Source organism: Actinomadura kijaniata NBRC 14229, from assembly GCF_001552175.1.
GTDB classification, from domain to species: Bacteria; Actinomycetota; Actinomycetes; order Streptosporangiales; family Streptosporangiaceae; genus Spirillospora; species Spirillospora kijaniata.
On sequence record NZ_BCQR01000072.1, the window covers coordinates 14,184 to 38,702 of the forward strand.

Annotated in this window: 28 protein-coding genes; 13 read left to right on the forward strand and 15 right to left on the reverse strand. The window is 74.6% G+C overall.

The genetic code is table 11. The features are described from left to right. Positions 1 to 19: 19 nt before the first annotated feature. Positions 20 to 880, reverse strand: coding sequence for a helix-turn-helix domain-containing protein (locus AKI01S_RS22850; protein ID WP_067821526.1), 861 nt, complete (start codon positions 878 to 880; stop codon positions 20 to 22). 103 nt (positions 881 to 983) lie between these two features. Here AKI01S_RS22850 and AKI01S_RS22855 point away from each other — a divergent pair, with 103 nt between their 5' ends. The 3 genes from AKI01S_RS22855 (at position 984) to AKI01S_RS22865 (ending at position 2,767) form a co-directional block, all read left to right on the forward strand. Further along, positions 984 to 1,541: a YceI family protein gene (locus tag AKI01S_RS22855; RefSeq protein ID WP_067821528.1), complete on the forward strand. Its 558-nt coding sequence runs from the start codon at positions 984 to 986 to the stop codon at positions 1,539 to 1,541. 47 nt (positions 1,542 to 1,588) lie between these two features. Continuing rightward, on the forward strand, positions 1,589 to 2,440 hold the full coding sequence (locus AKI01S_RS22860; RefSeq protein WP_067821531.1) for a 3-methyladenine DNA glycosylase: 852 nt from the start codon (positions 1,589 to 1,591) through the stop codon (positions 2,438 to 2,440). Between the two features lie 90 nt (positions 2,441 to 2,530). After that, entirely contained in the window at positions 2,531 to 2,767 is a 237-nt protein-coding gene (locus AKI01S_RS22865; RefSeq protein WP_067821534.1) for a hypothetical protein, read from the forward strand. Between the two features lie 3 nt (positions 2,768 to 2,770). Here AKI01S_RS22865 and AKI01S_RS22870 read toward each other — a convergent pair whose 3' ends face one another. Continuing rightward, a complete protein-coding gene (locus tag AKI01S_RS22870) occupies positions 2,771 to 3,481 on the reverse strand; it encodes a DsbA family oxidoreductase (protein ID WP_067821537.1) in 711 nt (236 codons plus the stop codon). A gap of 430 nt (positions 3,482 to 3,911) precedes the next feature. Between AKI01S_RS22870 and AKI01S_RS22875 the strand changes: the two genes are divergently transcribed. The 5 genes from AKI01S_RS22875 (at position 3,912) to AKI01S_RS22895 (ending at position 6,946) form a co-directional block, all read left to right on the forward strand. Further along, positions 3,912 to 4,844 carry a hypothetical protein gene (locus AKI01S_RS22875; RefSeq protein ID WP_067821540.1) on the forward strand — a complete coding sequence of 311 codons (933 nt, stop codon included), beginning with the start codon at positions 3,912 to 3,914 and terminating at the stop codon, positions 4,842 to 4,844. 57 nt (positions 4,845 to 4,901) lie between these two features. Beyond that, complete coding sequence (locus AKI01S_RS22880; protein WP_067821543.1) at positions 4,902 to 5,363, forward strand: hypothetical protein; 462 nt, start codon at positions 4,902 to 4,904, stop codon at positions 5,361 to 5,363. Positions 5,364 to 5,440: 77 nt separating this feature from the next. Beyond that, complete coding sequence (locus tag AKI01S_RS22885; RefSeq protein ID WP_067821545.1) at positions 5,441 to 5,809, forward strand: fascin domain-containing protein; 369 nt, start codon at positions 5,441 to 5,443, stop codon at positions 5,807 to 5,809. An 83-nt stretch (positions 5,810 to 5,892) separates the two neighbouring features. Continuing rightward, positions 5,893 to 6,462, forward strand: coding sequence for a TetR/AcrR family transcriptional regulator (locus AKI01S_RS22890; protein WP_067821548.1), 570 nt, complete (start codon positions 5,893 to 5,895; stop codon positions 6,460 to 6,462). 97 nt (positions 6,463 to 6,559) lie between these two features. Beyond that, on the forward strand, positions 6,560 to 6,946 hold the full coding sequence (locus AKI01S_RS22895) for a DUF6463 family protein (RefSeq protein ID WP_067821551.1): 387 nt from the start codon (positions 6,560 to 6,562) through the stop codon (positions 6,944 to 6,946). On the opposite strand, the gene AKI01S_RS22900 is transcribed toward AKI01S_RS22895, so the two are convergent. The 3 genes from AKI01S_RS22900 to AKI01S_RS22910 all read right to left on the reverse strand — a co-directional run bounded on the left by AKI01S_RS22900 (position 6,943) and on the right by AKI01S_RS22910 (position 11,367). Continuing rightward, the gene (locus AKI01S_RS22900; RefSeq protein WP_067821554.1) at positions 6,943 to 8,421 is read right to left on the reverse strand and encodes a serine hydrolase domain-containing protein; all 1,479 of its coding nucleotides are present in this window, start codon (positions 8,419 to 8,421) and stop codon (positions 6,943 to 6,945) included. The two genes, AKI01S_RS22895 and AKI01S_RS22900, sit on opposite strands and share 4 nt — an antisense overlap. Positions 8,422 to 8,449: 28 nt before the next feature. Next, positions 8,450 to 9,961, reverse strand: a complete 1,512-nt coding sequence (locus tag AKI01S_RS22905; protein WP_067821557.1) for an MFS transporter — start codon at positions 9,959 to 9,961, stop codon at positions 8,450 to 8,452. 119 nt (positions 9,962 to 10,080) lie between these two features. Further along, positions 10,081 to 11,367: an aspartate aminotransferase family protein gene (locus AKI01S_RS22910; protein WP_067821561.1), complete on the reverse strand. Its 1,287-nt coding sequence runs from the start codon at positions 11,365 to 11,367 to the stop codon at positions 10,081 to 10,083. Positions 11,368 to 11,470: 103 nt separating this feature from the next. On the opposite strand from AKI01S_RS22910, the gene AKI01S_RS22915 reads away from it, so the two are divergent. Further along, positions 11,471 to 12,394: a LysR family transcriptional regulator gene (locus AKI01S_RS22915; protein ID WP_067821564.1), complete on the forward strand. Its 924-nt coding sequence runs from the start codon at positions 11,471 to 11,473 to the stop codon at positions 12,392 to 12,394. 95 nt (positions 12,395 to 12,489) lie between these two features. After that, positions 12,490 to 13,428 carry a hypothetical protein gene (locus AKI01S_RS22920; RefSeq protein ID WP_157420042.1) on the forward strand — a complete coding sequence of 313 codons (939 nt, stop codon included), beginning with the start codon at positions 12,490 to 12,492 and terminating at the stop codon, positions 13,426 to 13,428. Here the strand turns inward: AKI01S_RS22920 and AKI01S_RS22925 are convergent. From AKI01S_RS22925 to AKI01S_RS22940, 4 genes are all read right to left on the reverse strand, one after another. Beyond that, a complete protein-coding gene (locus AKI01S_RS22925) occupies positions 13,397 to 14,440 on the reverse strand; it encodes a hypothetical protein (protein ID WP_157420044.1) in 1,044 nt (347 codons plus the stop codon). The genes AKI01S_RS22920 and AKI01S_RS22925 overlap by 32 nt on opposite strands. Positions 14,441 to 14,530: 90 nt before the next feature. Then, positions 14,531 to 16,153, reverse strand: coding sequence for an alkaline phosphatase family protein (locus tag AKI01S_RS22930; RefSeq protein WP_084000100.1), 1,623 nt, complete (start codon positions 16,151 to 16,153; stop codon positions 14,531 to 14,533). 160 nt (positions 16,154 to 16,313) lie between these two features. Beyond that, complete coding sequence (locus AKI01S_RS22935) at positions 16,314 to 16,781, reverse strand: SLOG cluster 4 domain-containing protein (protein ID WP_245681736.1); 468 nt, start codon at positions 16,779 to 16,781, stop codon at positions 16,314 to 16,316. Between the two features lie 110 nt (positions 16,782 to 16,891). After that, positions 16,892 to 17,422 carry a DoxX family protein gene (locus AKI01S_RS22940; protein WP_067821576.1) on the reverse strand — a complete coding sequence of 177 codons (531 nt, stop codon included), beginning with the start codon at positions 17,420 to 17,422 and terminating at the stop codon, positions 16,892 to 16,894. 62 nt (positions 17,423 to 17,484) lie between these two features. Between AKI01S_RS22940 and AKI01S_RS50785 the strand changes: the two genes are divergently transcribed. Beyond that, on the forward strand, positions 17,485 to 17,700 hold the full coding sequence (locus tag AKI01S_RS50785; protein WP_157420046.1) for a hypothetical protein: 216 nt from the start codon (positions 17,485 to 17,487) through the stop codon (positions 17,698 to 17,700). A gap of 10 nt (positions 17,701 to 17,710) precedes the next feature. On the opposite strand, the gene AKI01S_RS22945 is transcribed toward AKI01S_RS50785, so the two are convergent. The 4 genes from AKI01S_RS22945 to AKI01S_RS22960 all read right to left on the reverse strand — a co-directional run bounded on the left by AKI01S_RS22945 (position 17,711) and on the right by AKI01S_RS22960 (position 21,873). Continuing rightward, positions 17,711 to 19,183 carry an alpha/beta hydrolase gene (locus AKI01S_RS22945; RefSeq protein ID WP_067821579.1) on the reverse strand — a complete coding sequence of 491 codons (1,473 nt, stop codon included), beginning with the start codon at positions 19,181 to 19,183 and terminating at the stop codon, positions 17,711 to 17,713. A 143-nt stretch (positions 19,184 to 19,326) separates the two neighbouring features. After that, complete coding sequence (locus AKI01S_RS22950; RefSeq protein WP_067821641.1) at positions 19,327 to 20,565, reverse strand: alpha/beta hydrolase family protein; 1,239 nt, start codon at positions 20,563 to 20,565, stop codon at positions 19,327 to 19,329. A gap of 288 nt (positions 20,566 to 20,853) precedes the next feature. Further along, positions 20,854 to 21,132: a GlsB/YeaQ/YmgE family stress response membrane protein gene (locus tag AKI01S_RS22955; RefSeq protein WP_067821582.1), complete on the reverse strand. Its 279-nt coding sequence runs from the start codon at positions 21,130 to 21,132 to the stop codon at positions 20,854 to 20,856. Positions 21,133 to 21,225: 93 nt separating this feature from the next. Beyond that, the gene (locus AKI01S_RS22960; RefSeq protein ID WP_067821585.1) at positions 21,226 to 21,873 is read right to left on the reverse strand and encodes a peroxiredoxin-like family protein; all 648 of its coding nucleotides are present in this window, start codon (positions 21,871 to 21,873) and stop codon (positions 21,226 to 21,228) included. 105 nt (positions 21,874 to 21,978) lie between these two features. Between AKI01S_RS22960 and AKI01S_RS22965 the strand changes: the two genes are divergently transcribed. Next, on the forward strand, positions 21,979 to 22,599 hold the full coding sequence (locus AKI01S_RS22965) for a TetR/AcrR family transcriptional regulator (RefSeq protein WP_218009777.1): 621 nt from the start codon (positions 21,979 to 21,981) through the stop codon (positions 22,597 to 22,599). Here AKI01S_RS22965 and AKI01S_RS22970 read toward each other — a convergent pair. Further along, positions 22,583 to 23,443 carry an alpha/beta fold hydrolase gene (locus AKI01S_RS22970; protein ID WP_067821590.1) on the reverse strand — a complete coding sequence of 287 codons (861 nt, stop codon included), beginning with the start codon at positions 23,441 to 23,443 and terminating at the stop codon, positions 22,583 to 22,585. The two genes, AKI01S_RS22965 and AKI01S_RS22970, sit on opposite strands and share 17 nt — an antisense overlap. A gap of 48 nt (positions 23,444 to 23,491) precedes the next feature. Between AKI01S_RS22970 and AKI01S_RS22975 the strand changes: the two genes are divergently transcribed. Continuing rightward, on the forward strand, positions 23,492 to 24,097 hold the full coding sequence (locus AKI01S_RS22975; RefSeq protein ID WP_067821593.1) for a TetR/AcrR family transcriptional regulator: 606 nt from the start codon (positions 23,492 to 23,494) through the stop codon (positions 24,095 to 24,097). 44 nt (positions 24,098 to 24,141) lie between these two features. Here AKI01S_RS22975 and AKI01S_RS22980 read toward each other — a convergent pair whose 3' ends face one another. Further along, positions 24,142 to 24,489 carry a DoxX family protein gene (locus AKI01S_RS22980; protein WP_067821596.1) on the reverse strand — a complete coding sequence of 116 codons (348 nt, stop codon included), beginning with the start codon at positions 24,487 to 24,489 and terminating at the stop codon, positions 24,142 to 24,144. Positions 24,490 to 24,519: the final 30 nt, after the last annotated feature.

Below are 24,519 nucleotides of genomic sequence, written 5' to 3' on the forward strand. Positions count from 1 at the left end.
ACCAGACGGTGCTGCGGGATCAGGCGGTGACCATCCGCAGCGTTCCCGGCCGCCGCCCCGTGATCCGGTCCAGGACCCGCGCCGTCGCCTCGTCGTCCGGCAGGTACACGACCAGCTCCTGGCCGTCGGTGTCGGGCAGCGCCAGCGACTCGAACGCCAGCCGCAGCTCCCCCTCCGGGTGCGCGATCCGCTGCGTCCCGCTCCGCGCCGCGAACGCCGCCGCGGCCGCGACCCGCTCGGTGAACGCCGCCCCCGCCACCAGCGTCAGTTCCCGCGCGAGGGCCGCCGCGTGCTCGTCGATCCGCACCGCGTCGTCCTTCAACACCGCCGCCTGCTGCGTCGCGACCCACTCCCAGTCGGGGAACGCGTCGCGGGAACGCGGGTTCGCGAACACGTAGCGCACCAGGTTCGGCCGTTCGCCGTCCAGGATCCCCAGCGGCCGCACCAGGCGCTCGTAGCCGGAGGTGTAGGCGATCAGGTCGTTGAGGCGGTTGACGACCACGGCGGGCGTCGGCTCCAGGCGCTCCAGCAGCGCCAGCACCGTGGCGCGGGGCCGCAGCGTCGGCGGCATCTCGGCCGGGCAGGTCAGCAGGCTGGTCCTGCCGCCCGCGTGCTTGGTCGCGAACAGCAGGTGCATGCGCTCCTCGTGCGACAGCCGCAGCGCGTCGGCGATCGCCGCCAGCACCTGGGGCGACGGGTTGCGGTCCCGGCCCTGCTCCAGCCTGGTCAGGTACTCCACGCTGATCCCGGCGAGCGTCGCCAGCTCGGACCGCCGCAACCCGGGCGTCCGCCGCCGCGGCCCGGTGGGCAGGCCCACCTCGGCGGGGGTGACGGACTCGCGGCGCAGCCGCAGGAACGTTCCCAGCTCGTTGTCGCTCACAACGGCCACGGTAACCGCCGCCCCGCCGTCTTATCGTGGCCGTGTCAGGGCCAGTCTCAGCGCGGTCTCCCTCCCCGCCGCGCTCCCCGGCAGCGTGGGGGCCATGAGCACCGAAACCGTGAACACCGGAACCACCGCCCTGCCCCTGGCGCCCGGCGACTGGGCGCTCGACCCGCTCCACTCGTCGGTCGGGTTCGTCATCCGCCACCTCGGCATCTCCAAGGTCCGCGGCCGCTTCAACGACTTCACCGCGGCCCTGCGGGTCGGCGAGACCCTGGCCGACGTCGAGGTCACCGCCACCGTGGAGATCGCCTCCATCGACACCGGCAACGCCGACCGCGACGCCCACGTCAAGCAGGAGGACATGCTCGACGTCGCGCGCCGCCCCCGCATGACGTTCCGCTCCACCGCGATCACCGGCTCCGGCGAGGACTGGACCATGGCCGGGGACCTCACGATCGGCGACGTCACGCGGCCGATCACGTTCGCCGTGGAGTTCGACGGCGTCCGGGAGTTCCCCGGCACCGGCAGCCGCCACGCGGGCTTCGAGGCGACCGGCGAGCTGAGCCGCAAGGAGTTCGGCCTGGGCTTCGGCGCGGGCATGCTCGGCGACACCGTCAAGATCCAGCTCGACATGCAGTTCGTCGAGCCCTCCTCCTGACGCCGACGAGGCGGGGGAACCTCCACGGGCTCGCATACCATGCGCCCGTGGAGGTTCTGGAGGAACGGGAGTGGCGGGCCCGCGCGCAGGCGCACCGGGCCCGGGTCGACGCGTGGGTGAACCCGCACCTGGAGCGCCGCGAGCAGGGCCGGAGCCATCCCGTCGAGGACTTCCTGTTCACCTACTACAGCCACCGCCCCGCCAAGCTCCGCCAGTGGCACCCCGGCGCGGGCGTCGTCCTGCGGAACGCCGCCGACTACGGCCGCGACTACCGCGACACCCCCGACGGCGCGACCCTCGACACCGCCGCGCTCATGGAGCGCCGCAAGAAGTCCGTCGACTGGATCGCCGGGCTCCTGGCCGCCACCGCCTCCCGGCCCGCGTTCTTCGGCTGCTTCGGCCTGCACGAGTGGGCGATGGTCTACCGCACCCCCGAGGTCCGGCACGCGTCCTGGCCGCTGCGCCTCGGCCCGGACGGCGTCGCGGCCGTCGTGGAGGAGCGCGGCGTCCGGTGCAGCCACTTCGACGCGTTCCGCTTCTTCACCCCGCGGGCCCGCCCGCTCAACGCGCTCCAGCCCACCCGCGACGGCCAGAAGGACCTGGAGCAGCCCGGCTGCCTGCACGCCAACATGGACCTGTACAAGTGGGCCTACAAGCTGTCGCCGCTGGTCAGTGGCGATCTGGTGGCCGACTGCTTCGAGCTGGCCCGCGACGTGCGCACCCTCGACATGCGCGCCAGCCCCTACGACCTGCGCGCCCTCGGCTACGAGCCGGTCCGGATCGAGACGCCCGAGGGCCGCGCCGACTACGCCCGCCGCCAGCAGGAGTTCGCCGAACGCGCCCGCCCGCTGCGGGACCGCCTGCTGGCCGCCTGCGAGGCGCTGCGCACGGCGCTCTGAGCCCCCGGCCGGTCCCCCTCCGCCCCTGAGGTGTGAAACGCCCCCACGGGGAACGAATCCCAACCCAGGCGTACACCGAAGGAGACGACGATGACCAGGGCCGGAGGAATAGGCGGCGAGTCCGACATCGTGGCGCTGCGCGCCGGAACCGAGATCGGCGAACCCGCCCCGCCGGGGGAGGCCCCGCACATCGTTCCCCGGGACGTCCCGATCGACGACTTCACCGATCTTCCCGAGGGTCTGAAGGAGTACCACGCCAGGGAGCGCGAGGCGCTCGACGACGACCCGAAGACCGAGCCCACCCGGGAGGCGGGCCCGGCCTCCTGACCGTCAGGACCGCTCGGGGACCGCGCAGGCCCCGTCGGCGCAGGCGTCGCCGTCCTCCCCGACCAGGGTGATCGACGGCTGCGCGTCCGCCCACGCCCGCCGGAGCACCTCCGCGAACGCCTCCGCCGGCTGCGCCCCCGCGACGCCGTACCGGCGGTCCACCACGAAGAACGGCACCCCGGTCGCGCCGAGCTCCCGCGCCTCGCGCTGGTCGGCCGCGATCTCCGCGGCGTACGCCCCGGACTCCAGCGCCGCGCGCGCCGCGTCGCCGTCGAGCCCCGCCTCCACGGCGACCGCCACCAGCTCGTCCCGGTCGAACAGGGATCGCCGGTCGGTGAAGTGCGCCCGGTAGAACGCCTCGACCACCGCGTTCTGCACGCCGTTCTCCCGCGCCAGGTGCAGCAGCCGGTGCGCGTCGGCGGTGTTCCCGACCCGGCCCCCGTCCAGGTGGTACTCCAGGCCGTCCTCGGCGGCGCGGCGCTCCATCTCGCGTTCCATCGCGGCGGCGCGTTCGGGGGTCATCCCGTACTTGGCGGACAGCATGTCCACCGTCAGCCGGGTCTCGTCCCGCGGCGCGTCCGGGTCGAGCTGGAACGACCGGTGGACGACCTCCACCCGGTCCCGCTGCGGGAACGCCGCCAGCGCCTTCTCGAACCGCCGCTTACCGATGTAGCACCACGGGCAGATCACGTCCGACCAGATCTCGACGCGCACGGGAAACACCTCTCCGAAAACGGGACAATCCCCCGGACAACACGCCATGACCTGGATTGATTTCCGGCGCGGACTGGATGGGCCCCTATCGAGGCAGGCCCGGACCCGCCGTCCGCGGCGCGCCGCCCGGCCCTGCATTCCCCTCCGGCCACATCCAGCCGCGCCCGCCCCGCGTCCGCCGGAGGCCACGGGACGCGGACGGCCGTTCGGGTTCCCACCGTCCCGGAGACCCGGCCGGCCGCCCGAGAACGCCGGGCCCAGGAACGCGTCTCGGCGGTGCCGCGCGCGCCGCCGCCTGAGGGCACCACTGTAGGCACAGCGGGCCGGACGGCGGGGCGGCCTCCGGCGAATCGGTCCCCGACCAGGCCGAACCGCCGGGCCGTCCGGGGAGTCTAAGGAGCGACCGCTCCACGATCACGACAGGAGGACCATGTCGGCCCCCGCACCCGACATCATCGGTGACGCCCTGCTGCGCGCCTTCGCTGAACGCGGCATGACGGCGTCGCTGCTCCGGCCCGACACGTTGCGGCTCACGCTGCCGGACGGCACCGCCACCACCCAGGACATCACCGAGTGGCGGCGGTACGCGGGCCGCAACTCCCGCGCCGACCTGCCCGGGATCGCGGCGCAGTACGCCGAGCAGACCGCCACGATGTTCGCCCGCAGCGCCACCCACTCCGACACCCGGAACCTCCTGGACGGCGAGCGGTTCCGGCTGCGCCTCTACCCCGACGAGGCGCTGACCCCCGAGATGCGGTCGGCCCTGGTCACCCGTCCCCTGGCCCCCGGCCTGCTGGAGACGGTGGTCGTGGACTACCCCGACTCGCTGATGCCGCTGAACCGCGGCGAGCTGAACGGGGTCACCGAGGAGGCCGCCTTCGGCGCGGCCCTGGAGGCGTCCCTGGACCGGGAGGAGCACTACTCCCGCACCGACGACATCCAGGGCGTCCCGATCATGCACGTCGGCGGCACCCACCGCTACGTCGGCTCCCACGTCCACGTCCTGAGCCGGTACGTGGACCCGGCGGCGGCCCGGTACGGCGCGCTGGTGGCGTTCCCGATCCCCGAGTACGTGGTGGTCCACGTGATCGGCCCGGTGCACCTGTTCGCGGCGTTCGAGACGATGCAGGAGCTGGTCGAGCGCCACTTCCAGGCGGGCGAGAAGGCGATCACCCCCCGCCTCTACTGGTGGCGCCCCGGCCCCTACGAGCAGCTCCCCGAACGGCAGGCCCTGCACAGCGGCCAGGTCCCGGCCCTGGTCCCGGTCGGCCTGAAGGTGGACCACCAGGAGAAGAGCATCCAGCCGACGACGGCCGAGACCGACCAGCTGATCGAGCTCTGGCTCCGCGACAACCCGATGTGACGCGCCCGGCCCGCCCCTCGCGGGCGGGCCGCCGGCGGCCCCTGCCATGATCCTCCGGTGAGCGACTTCGTCGTGTCGGTGATCCCCACCGACCCCCGCTGGCAGCCGTCCCCCGAGGCGGCCGACGCCTGCGCCGACCTGCTGCGCGCCCTGCTCTACCCGGAGGAGCCCGACCCCGAGGTCGAGATCGACTGGTACGACCGCGTCGCGATCGTGCACCCCCACGAGAACCTCCAGCACGTCACCTGCCCCCGCTGCGGCCGCGAGATCTCCGACTGGTTCGACGAGCTGGCCGAGGAGGCGGAGGAGCGGGAGGGGCTGACCGCGCTGGAGGCCACCGTCCCCTGCTGCGGCGCGCGGATCCCCCTGACCGACCTCCGCTACGACTGGCCGTGCGGCTTCGCCCGCTTCGAGATCGCCGCCTGGAACCCCGAGCGCCAGCCCCTGTCCGGCGCCGACCTGGCCGCCCTCGGCGAGGCCCTGGGACATCCCGTCCGCCAGATCGAGGCACACATCTGACCTGCGCGGGAACCGCCGCCACCACCGTCACGTCAGAATCGCGAACCCCACGGACGACACCACCGGACGGAGCACGGATGCGGGTCAAGGCCATCACTCTGGGCGCGGCGCTGGCGCTCCTCACCACGGGCCTCACCACGGGCTGCGGCGCGTTCACCCCCGTGATGGCCGAGGGCCGCGTCAAGGCCCGCGTCGCCGAGAACCCCATGTTCGCGTCCGAGGACTCCAACGTGAACGTCACCGTCCTGTCGTCCACGGTGAAGCAGGTCCGCAAGGACGACAGCGGCACCGTCCCGCGCACCGACGTCCCCTGGCTGCGCCGCGGCGACCTGCCCAAGGAGATCCGCCAGGGCAGCGTCGTGGAGTGCGACGTGGAGATCCGCCGCAAGTTCCAGAGCAACGACTGGGGCCAGCCCCGCGCCACGGACTGCGAACTCGTCGGCTGACGGCCGGACACCCCACCCGCGGAGCGCGGGCCCGTCCGGCCGTGTAGGGTCCATACCAAACATTTTGGTATGGAGGTGGACGCATGGAGAGCGGGGGAGCCCGGGAGTGGCTGGCGGAGGGCCTGCGGCTGCTGGCCGAGCAGGGCGCCCCGGCGGTGACGCTGGAGCGGGTCTGCGAGCGCATGGGCATGTCGAAGGGGGCGTTCTACCACCACTTCGGGTCGGTGCCGAAGTTCCGGACCCGGCTGCTGGCCCACTTCGAGGCCGAGTACACGACCGCGGTCATCGACGCGGTCGAGGGCGCGGCCGACCTGCCCGCGCGGGAACGGCTCGACCTGCTGGTCGCCGAGGCGCTCCGGGACACCACCCCGGACCTGGAGATCGCGGTCCGGGCCTGGGCCAAGCAGGACCCCGAGGCGGCGGCGGTGCAGGAACGCGTGGACGCCACCCGCGTCGCCTACGTGCGGGACCTGTGCGAGCGGGCCGGCCACGCCGACCCGGACCGGACGGCCACGCTGGTGTACCTGGTGCTGATCGGGGGCGCGCACCTGGCGCCCCCGCTCCCGCACGAGGACAAGCGCGCCCTGTGCGCCCTGGTCCTGGGGCGGGCGGACGCGACGGCCGCCGCCCCGGAGAGGAGCCCGGCGCCGTGAGGCCCGTCGCCGCCCTCACCGCCGTCCATCCGCTCCACCACCTGATCGTCGCCGCCATGGCCGACACGGGCGCCGCGCCCGGGAAGAAGGGACCGTCATGAACCCCACGGGACTCCACCGCTGGCTCCCCCGCCTGATCCTGGCCGCCGCCGCCGCGCACCTGGCGGTGGGCGCGGTCGAGTCGGCCCCGCACTGGCGCGACATGCTGGCGGAGGGCCTGTGGAACACCGTCGCCAACGACGACGCCCCCCGCATGACGGCGCTGTGGTTCATGTTCAGCGGCGTCGCGCTGGTCGGCCTCGGCCTGCTGGCCAGGAGGAGCGTGCTCGCCACCGGCGCGCTGCCCGTCGAGATCGGCTGGCTCCTGCTGCTGTCCGGCGTCCCGGTGGCCCTGCTCGAACCGGTCTCGGGCGGCTGGGCCCTGCTGGCCCTCGGCGCCCTGGCCGTGTACGCGACACGGCGCTCCGCGCCGGACCGGGCCTAGCCCTCGGCGGCCGGGACCTTCGGCGTCGCGCGCATCCCCACGTACACGCACTCCGTGCCGTCCGACAGCGTCGAGAACACCACCGGCATGTGGTCCTCGCTGAACGACGGCCCCGCGCCCGACGCCGCGAACACCGTCCCGTGCTCGGTCTCCATCACCGGCGTCAGGTCCATGTCCAGCGGCGGCGACACGTCCTTCATGTCGTCCACGAACTCGTACCGCATGTGCGGCGCGCCGTCCCTCTCGCCCACGGTGACCACCACGCCCGCCCGCCGGTAGGTGCCGGTGAACGGCGCCACGTCGATCGCGGGCGGCGTCGCCGGGGCGCCGAACGGCTCCGGCATCCGCACCCCCGCCAGCTCGGCCAGCAGCTCGCGGAAGAGCTCGTGGTACAGCCGCCGCGCGCCCCCGCCGTTGGTCAGCAGCACCACCGCCACCCCGGCCGACGGGACGACGCGCAGGTAGGCGTACTGGCCGATGGCCGCGCCGTCGTGGCCGTAGCCCGCGACGCCGTCCCAGTCGTACAGCGTCCAGCCGAGGCCCCAGCCGTCGGCGCTGACGGTCCACTTGTCGGGGACCTCGGCCTCGCGGCGCCGCATCGCCGCGACGGTCCCGGGCTCCAGCACGCGCGTCCCGTCGGGGGCGAGGCCCCCGTCCAGGTGCATCCCGGCGAAGCGGGCCATGTCACCGGCCGACGAGATGATCCGCCCGGCGGGCCCGACGGAACGCGGCATCAGGTCCCACGCCGGGGCCGGCTCCGGGTCGGCGCCCGCCTCGCCCAGATGGCTCATCGCCGCCCGGAACCGCAGCGCCTCCTCCGGCAGCGTCATCGTGTGCTCCAGCCCCAGCGGCGCGAGGACCTTCTCGCGCAGCGCCCGGTCCCAGGTCATCCCGGTCAGCACCTCGACGATCCGGCCGAGCACGACGTAGCCGAGGCCGCCGTAGGAGATCGCCGTGCCGGGCGGGCAGTCCAGCGGCACGTCGCGGGCCGCCGCCACGTAGCCGGCCAGGCAGTCGTCGCCGCGCCCGCCGTCGTGGTTGAAGTCGTTGGTCACGCCGCCGGTGTGCGACAGCAGCCGCCGGACGGTGATCTCCCGCGTGGCCGCCGGGTCCGGCGTCGCGAACTCCGGCAGCACGTCGGCGACCCGCGCGTCCAGGTCCAGCAGGCCCTCGTCGACCAGCCGCATGACCAGCGTCGCGGTGTAGACCTTGGCGATCGATCCGCACAGGAACACCGAGTCGGGCGTCGCGGCGACCCCGGTGCCCCGGTGCAGGACGCCGCTGGCCAGCTCGTGGACGCGGCCGTTCACCAGCACCGCCAGGGTCGCGCCGGGAACGCGGTGGGCGGCGCGCAGCCCGTCCAGCCGCGCCTGCCAGCGCGCCAGGTCGAGGTCCCGGCCCCGGGAGTCGCGGGCGCCCCACCCGCCGCCGGCCTGCCAGTCGCCGTTGTCGTTCCAGGTCACGTCGTTCGTCACGGTGGTCTCTTTCAAGAGGAAGGGGGTGTCAGTGGAGGGCGGGGGCGGGCGTGTCGGCCCCCTCTTCGGCCGTGGCCGGGGTGCCCCTGGGGTCGCGCATCACCACCAGGGCGAGCACCGCGGCGGCCAGCACCCCCGCGGCGGCGATGGTGAAGCCGGTGCCCATCGCGGAGGTGAACGCCTCCCGCGCGGTCCCCGCGAGGCCCGCGTCGCCCAGCGCCAGGGCCTCGCCGAGGGAACGCCGCGCCCGCTCGGGCGCGTCCTCCGGCATGGCCCCGGTGAAGCCCGCGGTCACGACGCTGCCGAGGATCGCCACGCCCAGGGCGGCGCCGGCCTGCTGGATGGTGTCGTTCAGCGCGGACCCGACCCCGGCCTGCTCCGGCGGGACCGTGCTCATCAGGGCCGAGATCGCCGCGGGCGCCGCCAGGCCGCCGCCCGCGCCGAGCACGAACAGCGCCACGCCGAGCGGCCAGAACCCGTCGTCGGCCGACAGCGAGGCCAGGATCGCGAACGCGGCCGCGACCACGGCCAGCCCGCCCGCGGCGGCGGCCCGGTTGCCGATCCGCCGGCCGAGGGCCGCGCCCAGGCCGTTGAACAGCAGCGACGCGACGGCCATCGGCAGGAACGCCAGCCCCGCCTCGGTGGGGGAGTAGCCGAGCACGAGCTGCAGGTACTGGGTCAGCACCAGCAGCAGGCCGCCGTTTCCGATCTGGACGAGGGTCAGCGACAGGCTGCCGCCGGAGAAGTTCCGGGCCCGGAACAGGCCGAGCGGGACCATCGGGGAGGCGGTGCGCAGCTCCCAGGCGACGAACCCGGCGAGACCGGCGACGGCCAGGCCGGACGCCAGCAGCGTGACCGGGTGCGTCAGGCCGTGCCGGGGCCACTCGATGATCGCCCACACCAGGGCGGTCATGCCGACGACCGACAGCACGGCGCCCAGCGGGTCCGGCCTGGTCCACGGGCCCTTCGACTCGGGCATCAGCACCAGCGCGGCGACGATCGCCAGCACCGCGATCGGAACGTTGATCAGGAAGATCGCGCCCCACCAGAACCAGGCGATCAGCGCGCCGCCCAGCACCGGGCCGCCGACCAGGCCGACCATCGCGACCGCCGACCAGGCGGCCATCGCCGTGCGCCGCTCCGCGTCGTCGAACACGGTGATCAGGATCGACAGCGTGCTCGGCATGATGAGCGCGCCGCCGATCCCCATCACCACGCGGGCGACGATCAGGTGCCACGGCTCGGTGGCGAGGGTGGCAGCCAGGGACGACAGCCCGAACAGCGCCAGCCCGACCAGCATGACCCGGCGGCGGCCGAACCGGTCCGACAGGCTGCCCGCCGTCAGCAGCAGCCCGGCGAACACCAGGATGTAGGACTCCAGGATCCACTGCGCGTCCTGCGGGGTCGCGCCGATGTCCTCGGCCAGCGGCGGGATCGCCACCGTCAGGACCATGTTGTCGATCACCAGGACCAGCGTGCTCAGGCAGAGCACGACCAGGATCCACCAGCGGCGCGGGTGCCGCCCTCGCAGCGCTTCCATCACAGCCCCTCTCGGCGCCGCCCCTTCCGGGAACGGCGTTCTCTCGTTGCGAACACTGTACGCAGGGGGATGCATGTACGCAACAGCGCACAGCGTTCGCAAGGATCGAGGGGGCGGTGTCAGCCCTTCTTCGCGCCGGTCAGCGCCTCGTCAAGGATCTCGGCGGCGGTGTCGATCTCGTCGTCGGTCACCGTCAGCGGCGGCGCGATCCGCAGGCACGAGCTGAGCCCGCTCCGGTCGCCGCGCACGACGTTCATGCACAGGCCCGCCGTCTCGCACCGCCGCGTGACCTCGTCGCCGAACTCCACCGCGGGCTCCCGCGTGTCCCGGTCGCGGACCAGCTCCACGCCCCACAGCAGCCCCATCCCCCGGACCTCGCCGATCTCCTTGTGTCGTTCGGCCAGCTTCCGCAGGTGCCCGCCGAGGCGCTCGCCGCGCTCCCGCGCCCGCGCCGCCAGGTCCTCCTCCTCGACGACCTCCAGCACCGCCAGCGCGGCCGCCGCCGGAAGCGGGTCGGACTGGTGGGAGGTGTAGTAGAACAGCCCGGCGTCGTAGGCGGCCCGCTCGATCCCCGCCGTGGTCGCCACCGCCCCGATCGGCAGCCCGCCGCCGAGCGTCTTGGACAGCGTCACCAGGTCCGGCGTCACCCCGAACAGGTCCATCGCGAACATCGCGCCGAGCCGCCCGAACCCGGTCTGCGCCTCGTCCAGCACGACCAGCAGGGAACGCTCGTGCGCCAGCTCCACCAGCCGCGCGAAGTACCCCGGCGGCGGCACCAGCACCCCGCCCGCCGACAGCACCGGCTCGGCGATCACCGCCGCCGGGGCCCCCACCGACTGCTGGTCGTACAGCTCGAACCCGACCTCCAGGCAGGTCGTGTCGCAGGTGCCCGCGCAGTGCCGGACCGGGCACCGGTAGGCGTACGGCGCGGGCAGCGCGAAGATCCCCGGCGGTGTCGGCCCGTGCCCGCGCCGCCCTCCCGAGAACGTCAGCGCCTGGCTCCCCGCCGTCATCCCGTGCCAGCTCCGCGTCAGCGCCAGCACCTCGAACCCGCCGGTGGCGAGCTTGGCCATCCGCAGCGCGACCTCGTTCGCCTCCCCGCCGGTGCTGACGAACATCGTCCGGTCCAGGCCCTCCGGCAGCACCCCGACGAGGCGTTCGGCCAGGTCCAGCACGGGCGTGGACAGCATCCGCGAGTTGAGGTGGACGACGTCGCGCAGGGAGCGCTCGACCGCCTCCCGGATGCGGGGGTGGCCGTGCCCGATCGTCGCGCAGATCTGGCCCGAGGTGAAGTCGAGGACGCGCCGCCCCTCCGTGGTCGTCAGCCACGCGCCGTCCGCGCTGTCGATCACCTCCGGCCAGAATCCGCCCGCGTACCGGACCATCAGTTCCACACGTGCGTCCATGCGGTCTTCCCTTCGTGAGCGGCCTCACGGAGGATCGTCGGACGGCGGGATCCGGCCCGTCCATCGCAAGATTCCGGCCGAAAACATCGGAGGTTCCCGAACGATGCTCGACCTCCAGCGCCTTCGCCTGCTCACCGAGCTGCACCGGCGGGGCACGGTCACCGCCGTCGCCGAGGCGCTGTCCTACTCGCCCTCGACCGTCTCCCACCAGCTCGCCGCCCTGCAGCGCGAGGCGGGCGTCCCGCTGTTCGAACGCGACGGCCGCGTCCTGCGCCTCACCGAGGCCGCCCACGTGCTGGTCCGGCACGCCGACGTCCTGCTGGACCGCGTCGAGCGCGCCGAGGCGGAGATGGCGGCGGCCGCGGGCGCGGTGACGGGCGTGGTGCGGATCTCGGTGTTCCAGACCGCCACCCGCCTGCTCGCCCCGGTCCTCGCCGACCTGTCGGCCCGCCACCCCGGGCTGCGCGTCGAGACCCGGATCGAGATCGACCAGGCGCTGGGCGCGCTGGAACGCCGCGACTGCGACCTCGCCGTGGTCTGGGAGGACGAGCACGCGCCCCGGCCGCGCCCGGCGGGACTGGCGTTCGAGGTGCTCCACGAGGAGCACATGCTGCTGGTGCTGCCCGCCGGGCATCCCGCCGCCGCGCTCCCGCACGCCGACATCCCGGCCCTGGAGTCGGCGGTCTGGGCGGGCGGCCCGCCCGGCTTCGGCCACGGCCGCACGATCCAGGACACGTGCCGCAGGTACGGCGGCTTCACCCCCGACCTGCGCCACCACACCGCCGACGAGGCGGCCCTGCTCACCCTCGTCGCCGCGGGCCAGGCCGTGACGCTGCTGCCCGAGTTGGCCCACCCCGAACGCGCCCCCGGCGTCGTCGTCCGCCGGATCACCGATCCGCCCGTGATCCGCCGGGTCCTCACCGTCGCCCGCCGCGCCAGCCTGTCGCGCCCGGCCCTCGCCACCGTCCGCGCCGAACTCGCCCGCGCGGTCCGCCGGGACGGCGCGCCGGACACGGATCCTCCTTGAAAAGACAGGAACGTCCGGATGGTCGTGATCCCGGTGGTCACCTGCGGGTCCGGCTCGCCCCACGGAAGGGGGCAACGCCCCTATAGTCCAGCCTCATGGGTTTTGTAACGGTCCTGGTGATCCTGCTCGCCGGGGTGGTCGTCGTGCTGGAGATCATGATGCTGCGCACCGACAAGCAGCGCCGCGCCGAACTGGCGAAGCTCCGCGACGACCTGGCCGAGCTCACCGGGAACGCGCGCTCCCTCGCCGCCGCCACCGACCTGGCGGCCGTCGAGACCAGGACCGACGAGGAGGCCCGCGCGCTGCGCGCCACGCTGGACGAGACCGCCCGCCGCACCACCGGCGACCTGGACGCCCTGCGCGCCGACGCCGAGACGGCCTCCCGCACCCTGAACACCCTGCGCAAGGAGGTCGCCGACCTCCGCCAGTCCCTCGGCCGCCTGGAGGCCGCCCGCCGCTCCCTCAACGAGCTGCGCGAGACCGCCGCCGCCCACCGCGAGACCCTGGACGACCTCGCCGAACGCGCCACGGCCGCCGCCGCCCGCCTCGACGAGCGCGAGACCGCCCACCTGTCGCTGGTCCGCGCCCTGGAGACGACCGAGGCGGAGCTCGCGGCCCTGCGCGCGGCCGTGACCGCCGACTTCGACCAGCGCGCCACCACCGTCCTGCCCGGCCGGATCACCACCACCGACGAGGCCGCGCGCCCCGTCCTCACCGACCTGTACGAGGCCCTGGCCGCGTCCGTCGGGCTGCGCGTCGGCTACACGCCGCCGTCGGGGGACACCCGCTACCTGTTCGGCACGGCCCCCGACCTGGACGAGCGCCTCGACGCCCAGCTCCGCGCGCAGGAACCGTCCCCGGAGCTGGCGGCGCTGCTGGTCGCCGCGTTCCACGCCGCCGACGCCCGCGTCCAGCTCGGCCCGCTGCGGATCGAGCAGCGCGGGGGCCAGCTGCTGGTCGGCGTGCACCCGATCGGCGGCCGGGCGGCGCGCCCGATCGACCTCACCGAATGGGCACGACGCCAGCGCGGCTAGGCACCTCCCACAGCGTCAGCCGCTCCCCGTCCGCCGCCAGGATCTGGCTGCACCGCGGCACGCCGTCGACGACCTCGACGTTCAGCGCGATCCCGGCGTCCTCGTCGGCCAGCACGACCTGCCGGACCGCCCGTCCGGTCCGCACCGACCGGGCGGCGGTCCACGGCAGCCCCTCCTGGTAGGTCATCAGGTGGACGACGCTGCGCGCGTACCGCAGCACCGCCGGGCCGTCCACGATCCGCGCCCCGAGGTCGCCCAGCGCGCACCGCAGCACGACCCGGAACTCCGCGCCCCTGCCCGGGACCCGCGCCGGATGGTCGCGCCGCGCCCGCCGCCGCCATGCGGCGGCGACCGCCTCCTCCCCGAACGCCTGGCACTCGGCCACCAGGTCGTCCAGGGCGCGCTGGAAGCGCTCCTGCTCGTCGCGGCCGCTGAGCCCGTTCAGGACGCGCTCCACGTCACCGGGGTCCATGCCGAGGGCCGGGGGCAGCAGCAGCGCGACCTGCCGCGCCCGCTCCCGCGACTTCGGCTCCTCCGACAGCGCGGCCAGCGCCGACACCGCCCGCGCCACCGTGAGGATCCGCTCGTCCTCGGGCCGCTCCTCCTCCGCGGGGGGCTCGGCGACGGGCCGTTCGCCCTCCCGCGGCGACCGGACGGGCCGCCGCACGGCCAGCACCTCGTGGAACTCGTCGTCGCCGCCGGAGCGCGGCCGTTCCAGGAGCATCGCGTCGTGCGGCGGGCGCTGCCCCGGCGCGAGCCCCGGGACCGGCGACCCGAACCGCGGCCGCCCGCCCTCCCCGGCCGCCAGGGTGAGCGACAGCCACCGCTCCGGGTCGAACGCGACGGGAGCGCCCACCGTCCCCTCGGCGGAGTCGACGATCACCCGCGTCCGCCGCGCCGCGCTCCCCAGCCCCGGCAGCGCCGCGTCCAGCGCCGCCGTCAGCATCAGCCAGGCGACCCGCTGATAGAGGCTGTCGGCGAACCCCACGCGCACGTACGCGGGACCACTCACACGACCACACGGCATGGGCGCCTCCCCAACCGGACGATCTCCACGGTAAACCGGCGGGGCGTTCGGACACAGGCCCAGAAAACGGCGGTGTCAGCGGTGGGCGTTCGGGCCGGGACGCGACCCGAACGCCGTCAGGAACCGGTCGCGGAAGTCCCGCATCGACCACACCGGGGCGTCCGGCCCCGGCCTCAGCCCGTCCCGCCAGCCCCAGCCCGCGATCCGGTCCAGCACCTTCCGGTCCCGCGCGACGACGGTGACCGGCACGTCGCGGCCGGCGTTCTCGCCGGTGATGAGCGGGGCGGGCTGGTGGTCGCCGAGGAAGACCAGCACCAGGTCGTCGTCGCCGTGGGTCTCGGCGTAGGAGATGAGGGTGTTCAGCGAGTACTCGATGGAGCGCCGGTACGCGCCGCGCACGTCGGCGGGCATCCGCGCGTCCAGCCCCGCGCCCTGCCCGTTGAACACCGACCCGTCCCCGATCCGCCGCCAGTCGACGACCCCGTTCGGGACGGCCGCCCAGGGCGCGTGGCTGGACACCAGCGCGGTCTCCACCATCACGGGACCGGCGTGGGCGTCCCGCTCGAACCGCTGGACGGCCGACAGCGTGTACTGGTCGGGCATGGTGGCGTAGGCGAAGCGGGGTCCGCGGTAGCCGAGGTTCCGGGCGTCGTAGACCTTGCCGTACTCGAAGAACCCGCCCTCCGGCCAGGCCCGCGTGATGGCGGGCATGAACGCGCTGGTCCGCCAGCCCGCCCGCCGGAAGGCCCCGTTGAGCGTCAGCCGGTCGCCGGAGACGAGCGCGCGGTACCGCTGCTGGCTGTCGATCCACACCCCCGACAGCAGCGTGGCGTGCGCGAGCCAGCTCCCGCCCCCGGCCGTGGACGAGGTCAGGAAGGCGCTGCGGGCCCCGACCTCGGCCCGGCGCAGCCGCTCGGTCCCGGCGTCGAGCACGGCCCCGACCCGCCGCGCGTACCGCGGATCCTGGACGGCGCTGCGCCCGTAGCTCTCCACGAAGGCGATCACGACGTCCTTGCCCCGCAGCGCCTCCAGCATCCGGCCCCCCGGAACGCCGCGGAAGGCGTCGGCCCGGGACTCCCTGGCGAACGCCCGCTTGTCCCGCAGCCCGTCCCGCACCTTGAGCGCGCGCCCGACGGCGAGCCGGGCCGTGTCCCGCGACGCCACCGGAACCCCCGGCACGAACTGCGTCCCGAACACGGTCCCCGCCGTCCACACGGCCCACAGCCCGATGACGACGCGGCCCGCGACGTCGCCGTTCCGCCCGGCGACCCCGGCCACCCGCAACGAGGACAGGGCCATCAGGACGACGGCGACGATCCCCGCCACCACCGCCCCCACCCCGGCGAACGTGCCGCCGTACGAAGCGGTGAAGAACTCCCACCCCGCCCCCACGAAGGCCCAGTCGAGCACGGGGTCCCAGGGCCGCACGAGGACCTCGTGGAACCCCATGTCGAGGACCTTCACCACCAGCACGACCCCGAGGAGCGTTCCACCCAGGACGGCGGCGGCCTTCCGCCAGCGCCCCCGCAGCAGGAGCAGCGCCCCGAGCCCGCACACCCCCTCGACGGGCACCCGGACGAACGCCTCGGGGGCGACCCGCCCCACCCGGTTGGGAAGCAGCAGGGCGAACAACACGAACGCGAGGGCCGCCCCGGTGACGACCCACGACACGACCCTCCGCCAACGCCCCGCAGACACCCGGACCCCTCCCCACAGCAGCACACGAAGCCCTACGTCCACCGCCCCCCACCGGGTTCAACAGGGGTGTCCGGGGGCGCGGAGCGGCTCCGGGCCGCGCGGGCGCACGAGGAACGATCCTTCCAGGCGGCGGCGGAGCTCCACGCCCCGGCTCGCCCGGCTAGCCGAACAGCCCGGTGAGCCAGAGGGCCTCCACCGGGCTGTCGGCGTAGCGCACCCCCTCGACGGGCCGTCCCTTCTCGTCGACGACGCGCCAGCCGCCGAGCTGGACGACGACCGTGCCGTTGCGCCGGGCCAGGGCGAGTTCCGACAGGGTGCCCCAGGAGCCGCCGACGACGATGACGGCGTCCCCGGCCAGGGCGATGACGGCGTTGCGCGCCTCCCCCATCCCCGTGGGGATGGCCACGGTGAGGTAGGGGGTGGAGCCTCCCCGGGTGGGGCCGGACAGGACCCCGACCACCAGCCCGCCCACCGAGGACGCGCCCTCGGCGGCGGCCTCCATGACCCCGCCGTAGCCCCCGCAGATGACGGCCGCGCCCCGTTCGCCCAGCAACCGCCCGATTTCCCGGGCGTTGGCGACGTCCTGCGGCGCGGCCTCGCGAGGGCCGCACACCGAAACCTGGATCACCCGAACCTCCTCCGCCGTGCACCGCCACCGCCAGGGCATCATGCAGGCACGGCGGGCCGGGCGGGAAGGCGTCGGACACGCCGGGGCCCGAAGTCCGGCCCGGCGGGATCTCACCGTCCGGCGGCCGCGCGCTCGGCGGCGTCGGCCCCGACCGGTGCGGGTTCGGCGCGCTTGGCCCCGACCCCGGCCGCCCCGAGGGCGACCGCGATGAAGACGACCTGCTCGGGGATCCGGAACCACAGCGGGGTGGCGGGGTCCCCGTTCAGGGACACGTCCTCCAGGTCGGCGTAGATGTTGGCCGGGAGCATCAGCACGAAGAGGACGGCGAGGCCGACCCCGGCGGCGAGGCGCGTCCGCCCCACCACGAGCCCCAGCGCGCCGAGGAGTTCGAGCACGCCGGTGGCGTAGACCGCCAGGTGGGGGAACGGTACGAACGGGGGGACCATCGCGACCATGTCGTCGTGACCGGGCATCACGGTGACGCTGCCGGGGACGAAGTGCGCGGCCCCGGTGAACACCAGCATGAACGCCAGTCCGTGCCCGGCGGCCACGCGCCAGTCGGCGAAGCGGCGGACGCCCAGCGCCCCCAGCAGACGGAACCCCAGCAGGGGACCCAGCAGCAACAGCAGAGTGTCGAACATGGCCACCGTCTCCTTCCGCGGGAGGCCGGGCCTGCCGCCTCCGCATCTTGTCGATGGAAAGATTGAGCCACGCAGAACTAGTCACTGTCAAGTTTTGGTGGGAGTCCCTCCCCGACGACCGCGCCGCCGAGGTGGTCTGCTCCCACTGCCACGCGCCCCTGCGCGTGGAGGACGTCGCCCCGCGCCCCGGCCCCGGCTACCCCGACGGGCTGCTGAGCCGCCCGGACGTCCGCGACCGCTTCGGTCTCGACGCCCCGCCCGACGACCGGACGGCCTGAGGGGGACCGGTCAGGTCCCCACCGCGGGGCAGCGGGTGCCGCGCGGCGGGACCGCCAGCTCGACGAGGTAGCGGTCGACCGCGTTCTCCATGCACGGGCCGCTGGTGACGCTGCCGTGACCCGCGCCCTCGTAGGTCAGCAGCACGCCCTGGCGGCCGAGCTGCCGCGCCACCGAGACCGCCCACGGGTAGCCGGTGGCGGGGTCGTGCACCGCGTTCGACACCAGGATCGGCGGGGCGCCGCGCACCTTGAGGCGGTGCTGCGGGTTGTCCGCGGGCCATCCCAGGCACGCCGCCACCGCGTGGAGCGGCATCAGGTACGGCATGTCCGGCGCGACCCTGTCCATCTCCCGCACGATCGAGGCGTACTCGCGGTGGTCGCGCACCGGCAGGCGCCAGTCCGAGCAGAAGACCGGGACGGTCATCGGGATCGGCGCGGGCGTGGTGGCCGACGGCGGCAGCGGCGCGCTCGCCTCCATCCCGGCGACGGTCTTCGCCAGGCCCGCGTAGTCGGCCTTGTAGAACGACCTGAAGGCGATCAGGTTCACCAGGTCCATCGGCGACAGGGAGGTGCCCCGCCGGCCCGGGTTCTCCAGCTCGCCGCGTTCGGCGCGGGCCAGCAGGCCTCGCCAGACCGCCCGCACGTCACGGCCGTGCAGCGCGCAGTCCGCCGTGCGCCCGCACCACCTCACGAACTCCTCGAACGAGTCCTGCGCCGCGGCCCCCTGCGCCCTCAGGAACCCGCGGGCCGTGGGAACGCTGTGGTCGATCACGCTCTCCAGCACCATCGCGCGGATCCGGCGCGGGTAGGTCTCGGCGTACTGCGCCCCGAGCATCGTGCCGTACGAGCTGCCGTGGAAGGTCAGCTTCTCCTCGCCGAGCGCGGCCCGGACGGCGTCCAGGTCCCGGACGGTGTTCCCGGTGTCCAGGTGGTCGAACACCGGGCCGCTGCGCGCGCGGCAGTCCGCGCGGAGCCGCCGGTTGTACTCCACGGTGCGGTCGAAGTCCGCCTGGCCGGTCATCCTGGGCGACGGCCGCTGGGCCAGCAGCTCGCCGGAGCACACCACCGCGTCGCTGCCGCCCACGCCGCGCGGGTCGAAGCTGACGATGTCGAACCGGCGGAGAACCTCGGGGCTGAACCGCTGGATCCCGGTCACCACCCTGCTCACGCCCGAGTCGCCCGGCCCGCCGGGCCCGAAGACCAGCGAGCCGACGCGCGCGCCCGGATCGGCGGCCCTGCGGCGGGCCAGCGCCAGGGCGAACCTCGGCCCGTCCGGGCGGGCCCAGTCGACCGGCAGCCAGAGATCGGCGCACTCGGCCCCCGGATACTTCGGGTCGCACGGAGCCCACCGCAACTCCTGGGAGGCGACCGGCGCCGCCTGCCGGGGGGAGGGGGCGGTGAAGCCGCTGACGGCGCCGGCGACCATGGCGGCCCCCGCCGCCACGGCCGCGCCGCGCGCCACCAGACTTCTTCGAAAAGGCATGGGCTGTCCCTTCAGGACCAACGTGCCGGTGAGGCGGCCGCGGCCGCCCGAACGTCGATCACGCTAGGTCCGCGCCGGCCCTTCCGAGGCCCCTCCCAGGGGAGGTTCAGGGTCGGCTCAGGGCCGCGTCAGGGTCGGCCCCCTCAGCCGATGAAGCGGAAGTCGGGGTGCCGGGGGGAGGGGCGGTCGAGGACCGGACGGTGCCGGCCGCGCAGCGTCCGGTCGAAGAACGCCGTGACGTAGGCCCGCGTCGAGGCGGTCATCCGCCGGGGATCGACCGTTCCGATCAGGGCGGCGCGGTCCCGTTCGGGGATGTCGAGCCTCTCGTCCAGCGCCGGAAGGACGGCCTGGACGTCGGTGTAGGAGTAGTGGCTCGCGGCGGGCGCGTTGAGGTCGCGCTTCCAGCCGGTCGAACGCTTCCAGAACGATCCCCAGGACGGCGAGGTCAGGTGCGTCTGCGGCGTCCCGCCGGTCGCCGCGCCCATCAGCAGGAACGGCCGGTCGAGCCCGGTGCGGGCCACCTGGACGAGGTCGCCCTCCGCGTACTGCAGGGTGCCGTCCATGTCGATGCCCGCGTCCAGGCGCCGGTCGACGCGCATGGTCTCGGCCGCCTGGATCCCGCCGGCCGAATGCCCGGCCATGCCCACCCTGGACAGGTCGAGCAGCCGTCCCAGCCCGCGGGGCAGGCGGCGGTCCCCGGCGTCGGGGTTGCGCCCGCGCCGCAGGTCGGCGAGCCGGTCCAGGACGAAGCGGGTGTCCCTGACGCGGGTGTCGAGCGCGGTCCTCAGCCGCGCCGGGCCCTGCTCGGGCAGGCGCTGGACCTCGACCCGCCCGCCGGGGAACTCCACCGGCGCCGTCTCGTAGGTGTGGTCCATGGTGACGACCACGTACCCGCGGCTGACCAGCTCCTCGGCGACCGTCGTGCCGAGGGCGCGGGGAACGCCGAAGCCGGGGGAGTACAGGACGACCGGCCGCGCGCCGCGCCGGACGTCGGCCGGGGCGGTCTCGGCGGCATGGGTGCGCGCGCCCGCCCAGTCGACCGTTCCCGCCTTGAACACGCCGAGCGCGTCGGCCTGGGCGAGCGTCCGGGCCACGCCGGGACGCAGGTACGGCGCGGTCCGGCCGGACGGCGCGGCCGCCGGGTACCAGACGCTGACCATCAGCTCACGGGGCCGGCCCGGCACCCAGGGGTCGGGGCGGTCCCGGTCCACCAGGTGCAGTTCGGTCGTCCCGATGGCCTGGTGCGGGCCGGTCGGGCGCGGCAGGGCGAACCCCGCCGGGGCGGCGGTGGCCGTCCTCACCACCGGAACGGACGTGCCGCACGCGGCCAGGGTCAGGGCGCCCGCGGCGGCGAGCGCGGGGAGGAGCACAGGTGATCGCATGCGGACCACCCTCGACGGCCCGGCGCCTCCGCACCATGGCCGTAGGAAAGCCGCCCACCCCGACCTTCGTCGGGGTGGGCGGCGGAAGCTGTGGACTGGTGTGCGGGTCGCCTCTCGGCGAGTGGCACGACGCGGCTCCGGCCGGACGGTATTCCGCGAAGGCGATGGGTGAGGCCCGGGGACACCAGGCACACCAGCCATCAGGGGTAACCGCGCGGCCCGCGTTGTTGTTCCCGAGCCGAGCGGCGGCGGCACGGGGCCGGGCCCCGCGCCGCCGCTCAGGCCCGGTTACCGATGGGTGCCGTGACCCCGTCGCCGGAACGCGGCGACGGCGGCGACACCGACGACGGCCAGGCCGATCTGGAAGACCAGCTCGATCCAGTCGATGCCGTCGGTGGTGGCGACGCCGACCGACTGGGCGATCGCGGTGCCGAGCAGCGCGGCCACGATGCCGATACCGATGGTCAGCAGGATCCCGATGGGCTGCCGCCCGGGCAGCGCCAGCCGTCCGAGCGCGCCGATGATCGCACCGATGACGATCGCGGTGATGATCCCGGTAACAGTCATCTCCGTCCTCCTCACGAAGGTTACGCCGCCTCTATGCCCAAATAAGCGGGCCTACACCTTCGGCGGGCCGGACGGCGGAGAGGGGATGCGCGTTCAGCCGAGCGCGTCGAGGGCGGCGAGGATGTCGGCGGGCTCGGCGCGGGCGGTGTAGTCGGTGGTGACGAAGGCCCAGCGGATCGCGCCGCCGCGGTCGATGACGTAGGTCGCGGGCAGGGGCAGCGTGCGGGCGTGCCCGGCGTTGGAGCGGAGCAGGTCGATGCCGAGGCCGTCGTAGACGGCGGCCAGGTCGTCCGGCAGGTCGAAGGCGAGGCCGTACCGCCTGGCGACGTCGCAGCCCAGGTCGCTCAGCACGTCGAAGCCCAGCCCGTGCTTCTCGGCCAGGGACAGGGACTCGTCGGGGACCTGCGGGGAGACGGCGACCAGGCGGGCTCCCCGGGCGGTGATGTCGTCGTGGTGCCGTTGCAGGGAGCGCAGGGCGATGTTGCAGTAAGGGCACCAGGCGCCGCGGTAGAAGGTCAGCACCACCGGTCCCCGCGCGAGCAGCCCGTCCAGGGCGACGGTCCGTCCGGTGGCCGAGGGGAGGGCGAAGGACGGGGCCTTGGCGCCCGCGTTCAGGGCGCGGCCGGCCTGGCCGGACTCCTCCTGCTCACGGGCCGCCCGCCGCATCACGGCGCGGATGTCGGCGGGGATCTGCTTCTGGCGGCTCTCGTAGAAGGCGCGCAGCTCGGCGTTGACGCTCACGGGGGTCCTCTCACCGCAGTTCTTGGAACGACCGTTTCAAGATAGACGCCGCCGCGGCTCCCGGGCCACCCCCGGAGCGGAGTATCTTGGAATCCTCATTTCAAGATGACGGGATGGACCATGCCGGACGTCAAGCACTTCGATCCGGACGCGGTCCTGGAGACGGTGGTGCGGCTGTTCTGGCGGCAGGGCGTCGCCACGACCGGCGTCCAGGACATCGTGAACGCGACCGGGCTCAACCGCTCCAGCCTGTACGCCACCTTCGGCGGCAAGCAGCGGCTCTACCGCGCCGCGCTGGAGCGCTACGTCCAGAGCCGCTCCCGCCCGGCCCAGGAGCGGCTCGCCGGGGACGACCGCGGGCTGCCCGCCATCACCGACTTCTTCACCGCGCTGATCGAGGCGCGCTGCACGGGCGAGCACGCCCGGTGGGGCTGCATGGTCTCCAACGCCCACGCGGGCGCCGAGAACGGCGATCCCGAGGTCCGGGCCGTCCTCGACCGGCAGCACCAGGGGTTGCGCGACGCCCTGCGCGCGGCGCTCCTCACCGCCCGCGACCGGGGCCAGCTCGCCGCCGGGTCCGATCCGGAGTCCGCCGCCGAGGTCCTGGCCCTGCTGGCGCACGGGGTGAACCTGCGGTCCCGCGCCGGAGCCGACGCCCGGGAGCTGCGCGGGAGCGTCGCGGCGGCGATCGACGCGGTGACCGGCCGGATCACCGAGCGGCCGTGAGGACGCGTTCGGCGACCAGTTCCGGGTGGTCCGTCGGCAGCGCGTGACCGGCGCCGGGCACGATCTCCACCCGGGCGGTGGGCACGAGCGCGCCGACGCGTTCGGCGACCTGGCGGGAGTCGTGCAGGGCGCTGCGCGCGCCGAGGAGGAACAGGCAGGGCACGCGCACGCGGCGGAGTTCCTCGTCGGTGAGGACCCGGGCGGCCGGGAGCCCGCGGCGGAAGCCCATCGTCGACCGCATCATGCGCATGAGCTCGGTCTCCAGGATCGTGCTGTTGGAGACCGCCCGCGCCAGCGGGGGGCGCAGCGGACGCGGCGCCATCCCGGCCAGCCCGCCGGCGATCGCCCAGGTGAGGAAACGCCACCCCGGGTCGGCGAAACCGGCGGGGTCGAGCAGCACGAGGGAGGCGGTCCGGCCGGGGTGGTGGATCTGGTGGAGCAGGGCCAGCCAGCCGCCGTAGGAGCAGCCGACCACCCGGGCCTCCGTCACCTCCAGCGCGGTCAGGAGCTCCTCCAGCCAGGCCGCGCCGTCCCGGCCGTCACCGATCGGGGCGGTCTGCACGCTGGCGCCCGGCTCGCCGACGGTGTCCACCGCGACGACCGGATGGCGGCGGCTCAACGCCTCGACGTACCGGTGCCACATCAGCGCGTTCCCGCCGGCCCCCGACAGCAGCACGATCGGCCGGCCGCCGGGCGGCCCGGCGCGGTAGACGCGGGTGGTCCCGAAGGCGGTCGGGACGTCGAGCGTCTCCTTCGGCCCCGGCCACAGCTCCCGCAGCGCCCGCTCGTAGGCGGCGCGGAAGCGCTCCCCGCTCCTGTCGTCCCTGAACCCACCGATTTTCATGATACGTCTGTATCATGATACGCCTGTATCACGAAAGGGGCGGTGCCCATGCCCGCGCGGGTCGACCACGAGGAGCGCAGGAAGCGGATCGCCGAGGCGCTGCTGCGGATCGCCGACACCCAGGGACTACAGGCGGCCAGCATGCGGGCGGTCGCCGCCGAGGCCGGCGTCTCCCTGCGGCTGGTGCAGTACTACTTCACCACCAAGCGGGCGCTCCTGCTGGACGCGCTGGACCGCCTCGGCGCCCAGCTCCAGGCCCGCATGCTGGAGTGGATCAGCGCGGCGGGCCCCTCGCCCGCGCCGCGCGCCATCGTGACCGCGATCCTGTCGTGCGTCCTGCCCACCGACGCGGAGAGCCGCCGGATCACCAGGACCTACGCCGCCTACTACACGCTGGTCCTCAACGACCCCGAGGTGCTGGCCGAACACGCCACGGCCCAGCCCGACGGCCTGGAGTCCTTCCTCGCCGAGCAGATCCGCACCGCCCAGCGGTCCGGGGAGATCGCCCCCGGCAGGGACCCCGAGATGACCGCGGCCGGGCTGCTGGCCCTGGTCAACGGCCTGGGCCAGAGCGTCCTCGGCGGCCAACGCGACGGCGACGCGGCCCTGGCCATCCTCACCCACCACCTGAACGAACTCTTCGGCACACCCTGACGCGGCAAGGTCCCGGACCGCCCGGGACCTTGCCGCACAGCGGGTCAGACGGCGGCTCCCACCGCCAGGGTGGCCACGACCGGGACCAGGTACAGCACCGGGAAGGCCACGGTCTTGTACGACCGCGCCCGCAGCACGGTGACGACGGCGCCCAGGAAGTAGGCCACCAGGCCGACCCCGGCCGCCACACCGATCGCGGGCACCGCCAGCCCGGCCAGCAGGCCGACCGCACCGGCGGCCTTGGCCGCGCCCAGCCACGTCCACCAGGCCTGGGGCACCCCGTAGGCGATCAGGGGCTGGACGACGAAGTCGGCGCGACGCAGCAGCGAGAAGCCGGAGAACCCGACCCAGGCGGCGGTCAGAACGGTGACGACGACGAGCGTGACGGACATCGGGGCCTCCCGGCGGCTGGTGGAACTTCG

What these genes read in the sequence shown, in the direction of transcription:
- AKI01S_RS22980 (WP_067821596.1), bottom strand. Translation starts at nt 24,489, where the DNA reads ATGTCCGTCACGCTCGTCGTCGTCACCGTTCTGACCGCCGCCTGGGTC.
- AKI01S_RS22910 (WP_067821561.1), bottom strand. Translation starts at nt 11,367, where the DNA reads ATGGACGCACGTGTGGAACTGATGGTCCGGTACGCGGGCGGATTCTGG.
- AKI01S_RS22955 (WP_067821582.1), bottom strand. Translation starts at nt 21,132, where the DNA reads ATGACTGTTACCGGGATCATCACCGCGATCGTCATCGGTGCGATCATC.
- AKI01S_RS22965 (WP_218009777.1), top strand. Translation starts at nt 21,979, where the DNA reads ATGACGGGATGGACCATGCCGGACGTCAAGCACTTCGATCCGGACGCG.
- AKI01S_RS22885 (WP_067821545.1), top strand. Translation starts at nt 5,441, where the DNA reads ATGCGGGTCAAGGCCATCACTCTGGGCGCGGCGCTGGCGCTCCTCACC.
- AKI01S_RS22890 (WP_067821548.1), top strand. Translation starts at nt 5,893, where the DNA reads ATGGAGAGCGGGGGAGCCCGGGAGTGGCTGGCGGAGGGCCTGCGGCTG.
- AKI01S_RS22895 (WP_067821551.1), top strand. Translation starts at nt 6,560, where the DNA reads ATGAACCCCACGGGACTCCACCGCTGGCTCCCCCGCCTGATCCTGGCC.
- AKI01S_RS22975 (WP_067821593.1), top strand. Translation starts at nt 23,492, where the DNA reads ATGCCCGCGCGGGTCGACCACGAGGAGCGCAGGAAGCGGATCGCCGAG.
- AKI01S_RS22970 (WP_067821590.1), bottom strand. Translation starts at nt 23,443, where the DNA reads ATGAAAATCGGTGGGTTCAGGGACGACAGGAGCGGGGAGCGCTTCCGC.
- AKI01S_RS22945 (WP_067821579.1), bottom strand. Translation starts at nt 19,183, where the DNA reads ATGCCTTTTCGAAGAAGTCTGGTGGCGCGCGGCGCGGCCGTGGCGGCG.
- AKI01S_RS22905 (WP_067821557.1), bottom strand. Translation starts at nt 9,961, where the DNA reads ATGGAAGCGCTGCGAGGGCGGCACCCGCGCCGCTGGTGGATCCTGGTC.
- AKI01S_RS22950 (WP_067821641.1), bottom strand. Translation starts at nt 20,565, where the DNA reads ATGCGATCACCTGTGCTCCTCCCCGCGCTCGCCGCCGCGGGCGCCCTG.
- AKI01S_RS22865 (WP_067821534.1), top strand. Translation starts at nt 2,531, where the DNA reads ATGACCAGGGCCGGAGGAATAGGCGGCGAGTCCGACATCGTGGCGCTG.
- AKI01S_RS22940 (WP_067821576.1), bottom strand. Translation starts at nt 17,422, where the DNA reads ATGTTCGACACTCTGCTGTTGCTGCTGGGTCCCCTGCTGGGGTTCCGT.
- AKI01S_RS22875 (WP_067821540.1), top strand. Translation starts at nt 3,912, where the DNA reads ATGTCGGCCCCCGCACCCGACATCATCGGTGACGCCCTGCTGCGCGCC.
- AKI01S_RS22920 (WP_157420042.1), top strand. Translation starts at nt 12,490, where the DNA reads ATGGGTTTTGTAACGGTCCTGGTGATCCTGCTCGCCGGGGTGGTCGTC.
- AKI01S_RS22915 (WP_067821564.1), top strand. Translation starts at nt 11,471, where the DNA reads ATGCTCGACCTCCAGCGCCTTCGCCTGCTCACCGAGCTGCACCGGCGG.
- AKI01S_RS22855 (WP_067821528.1), top strand. Translation starts at nt 984, where the DNA reads ATGAGCACCGAAACCGTGAACACCGGAACCACCGCCCTGCCCCTGGCG.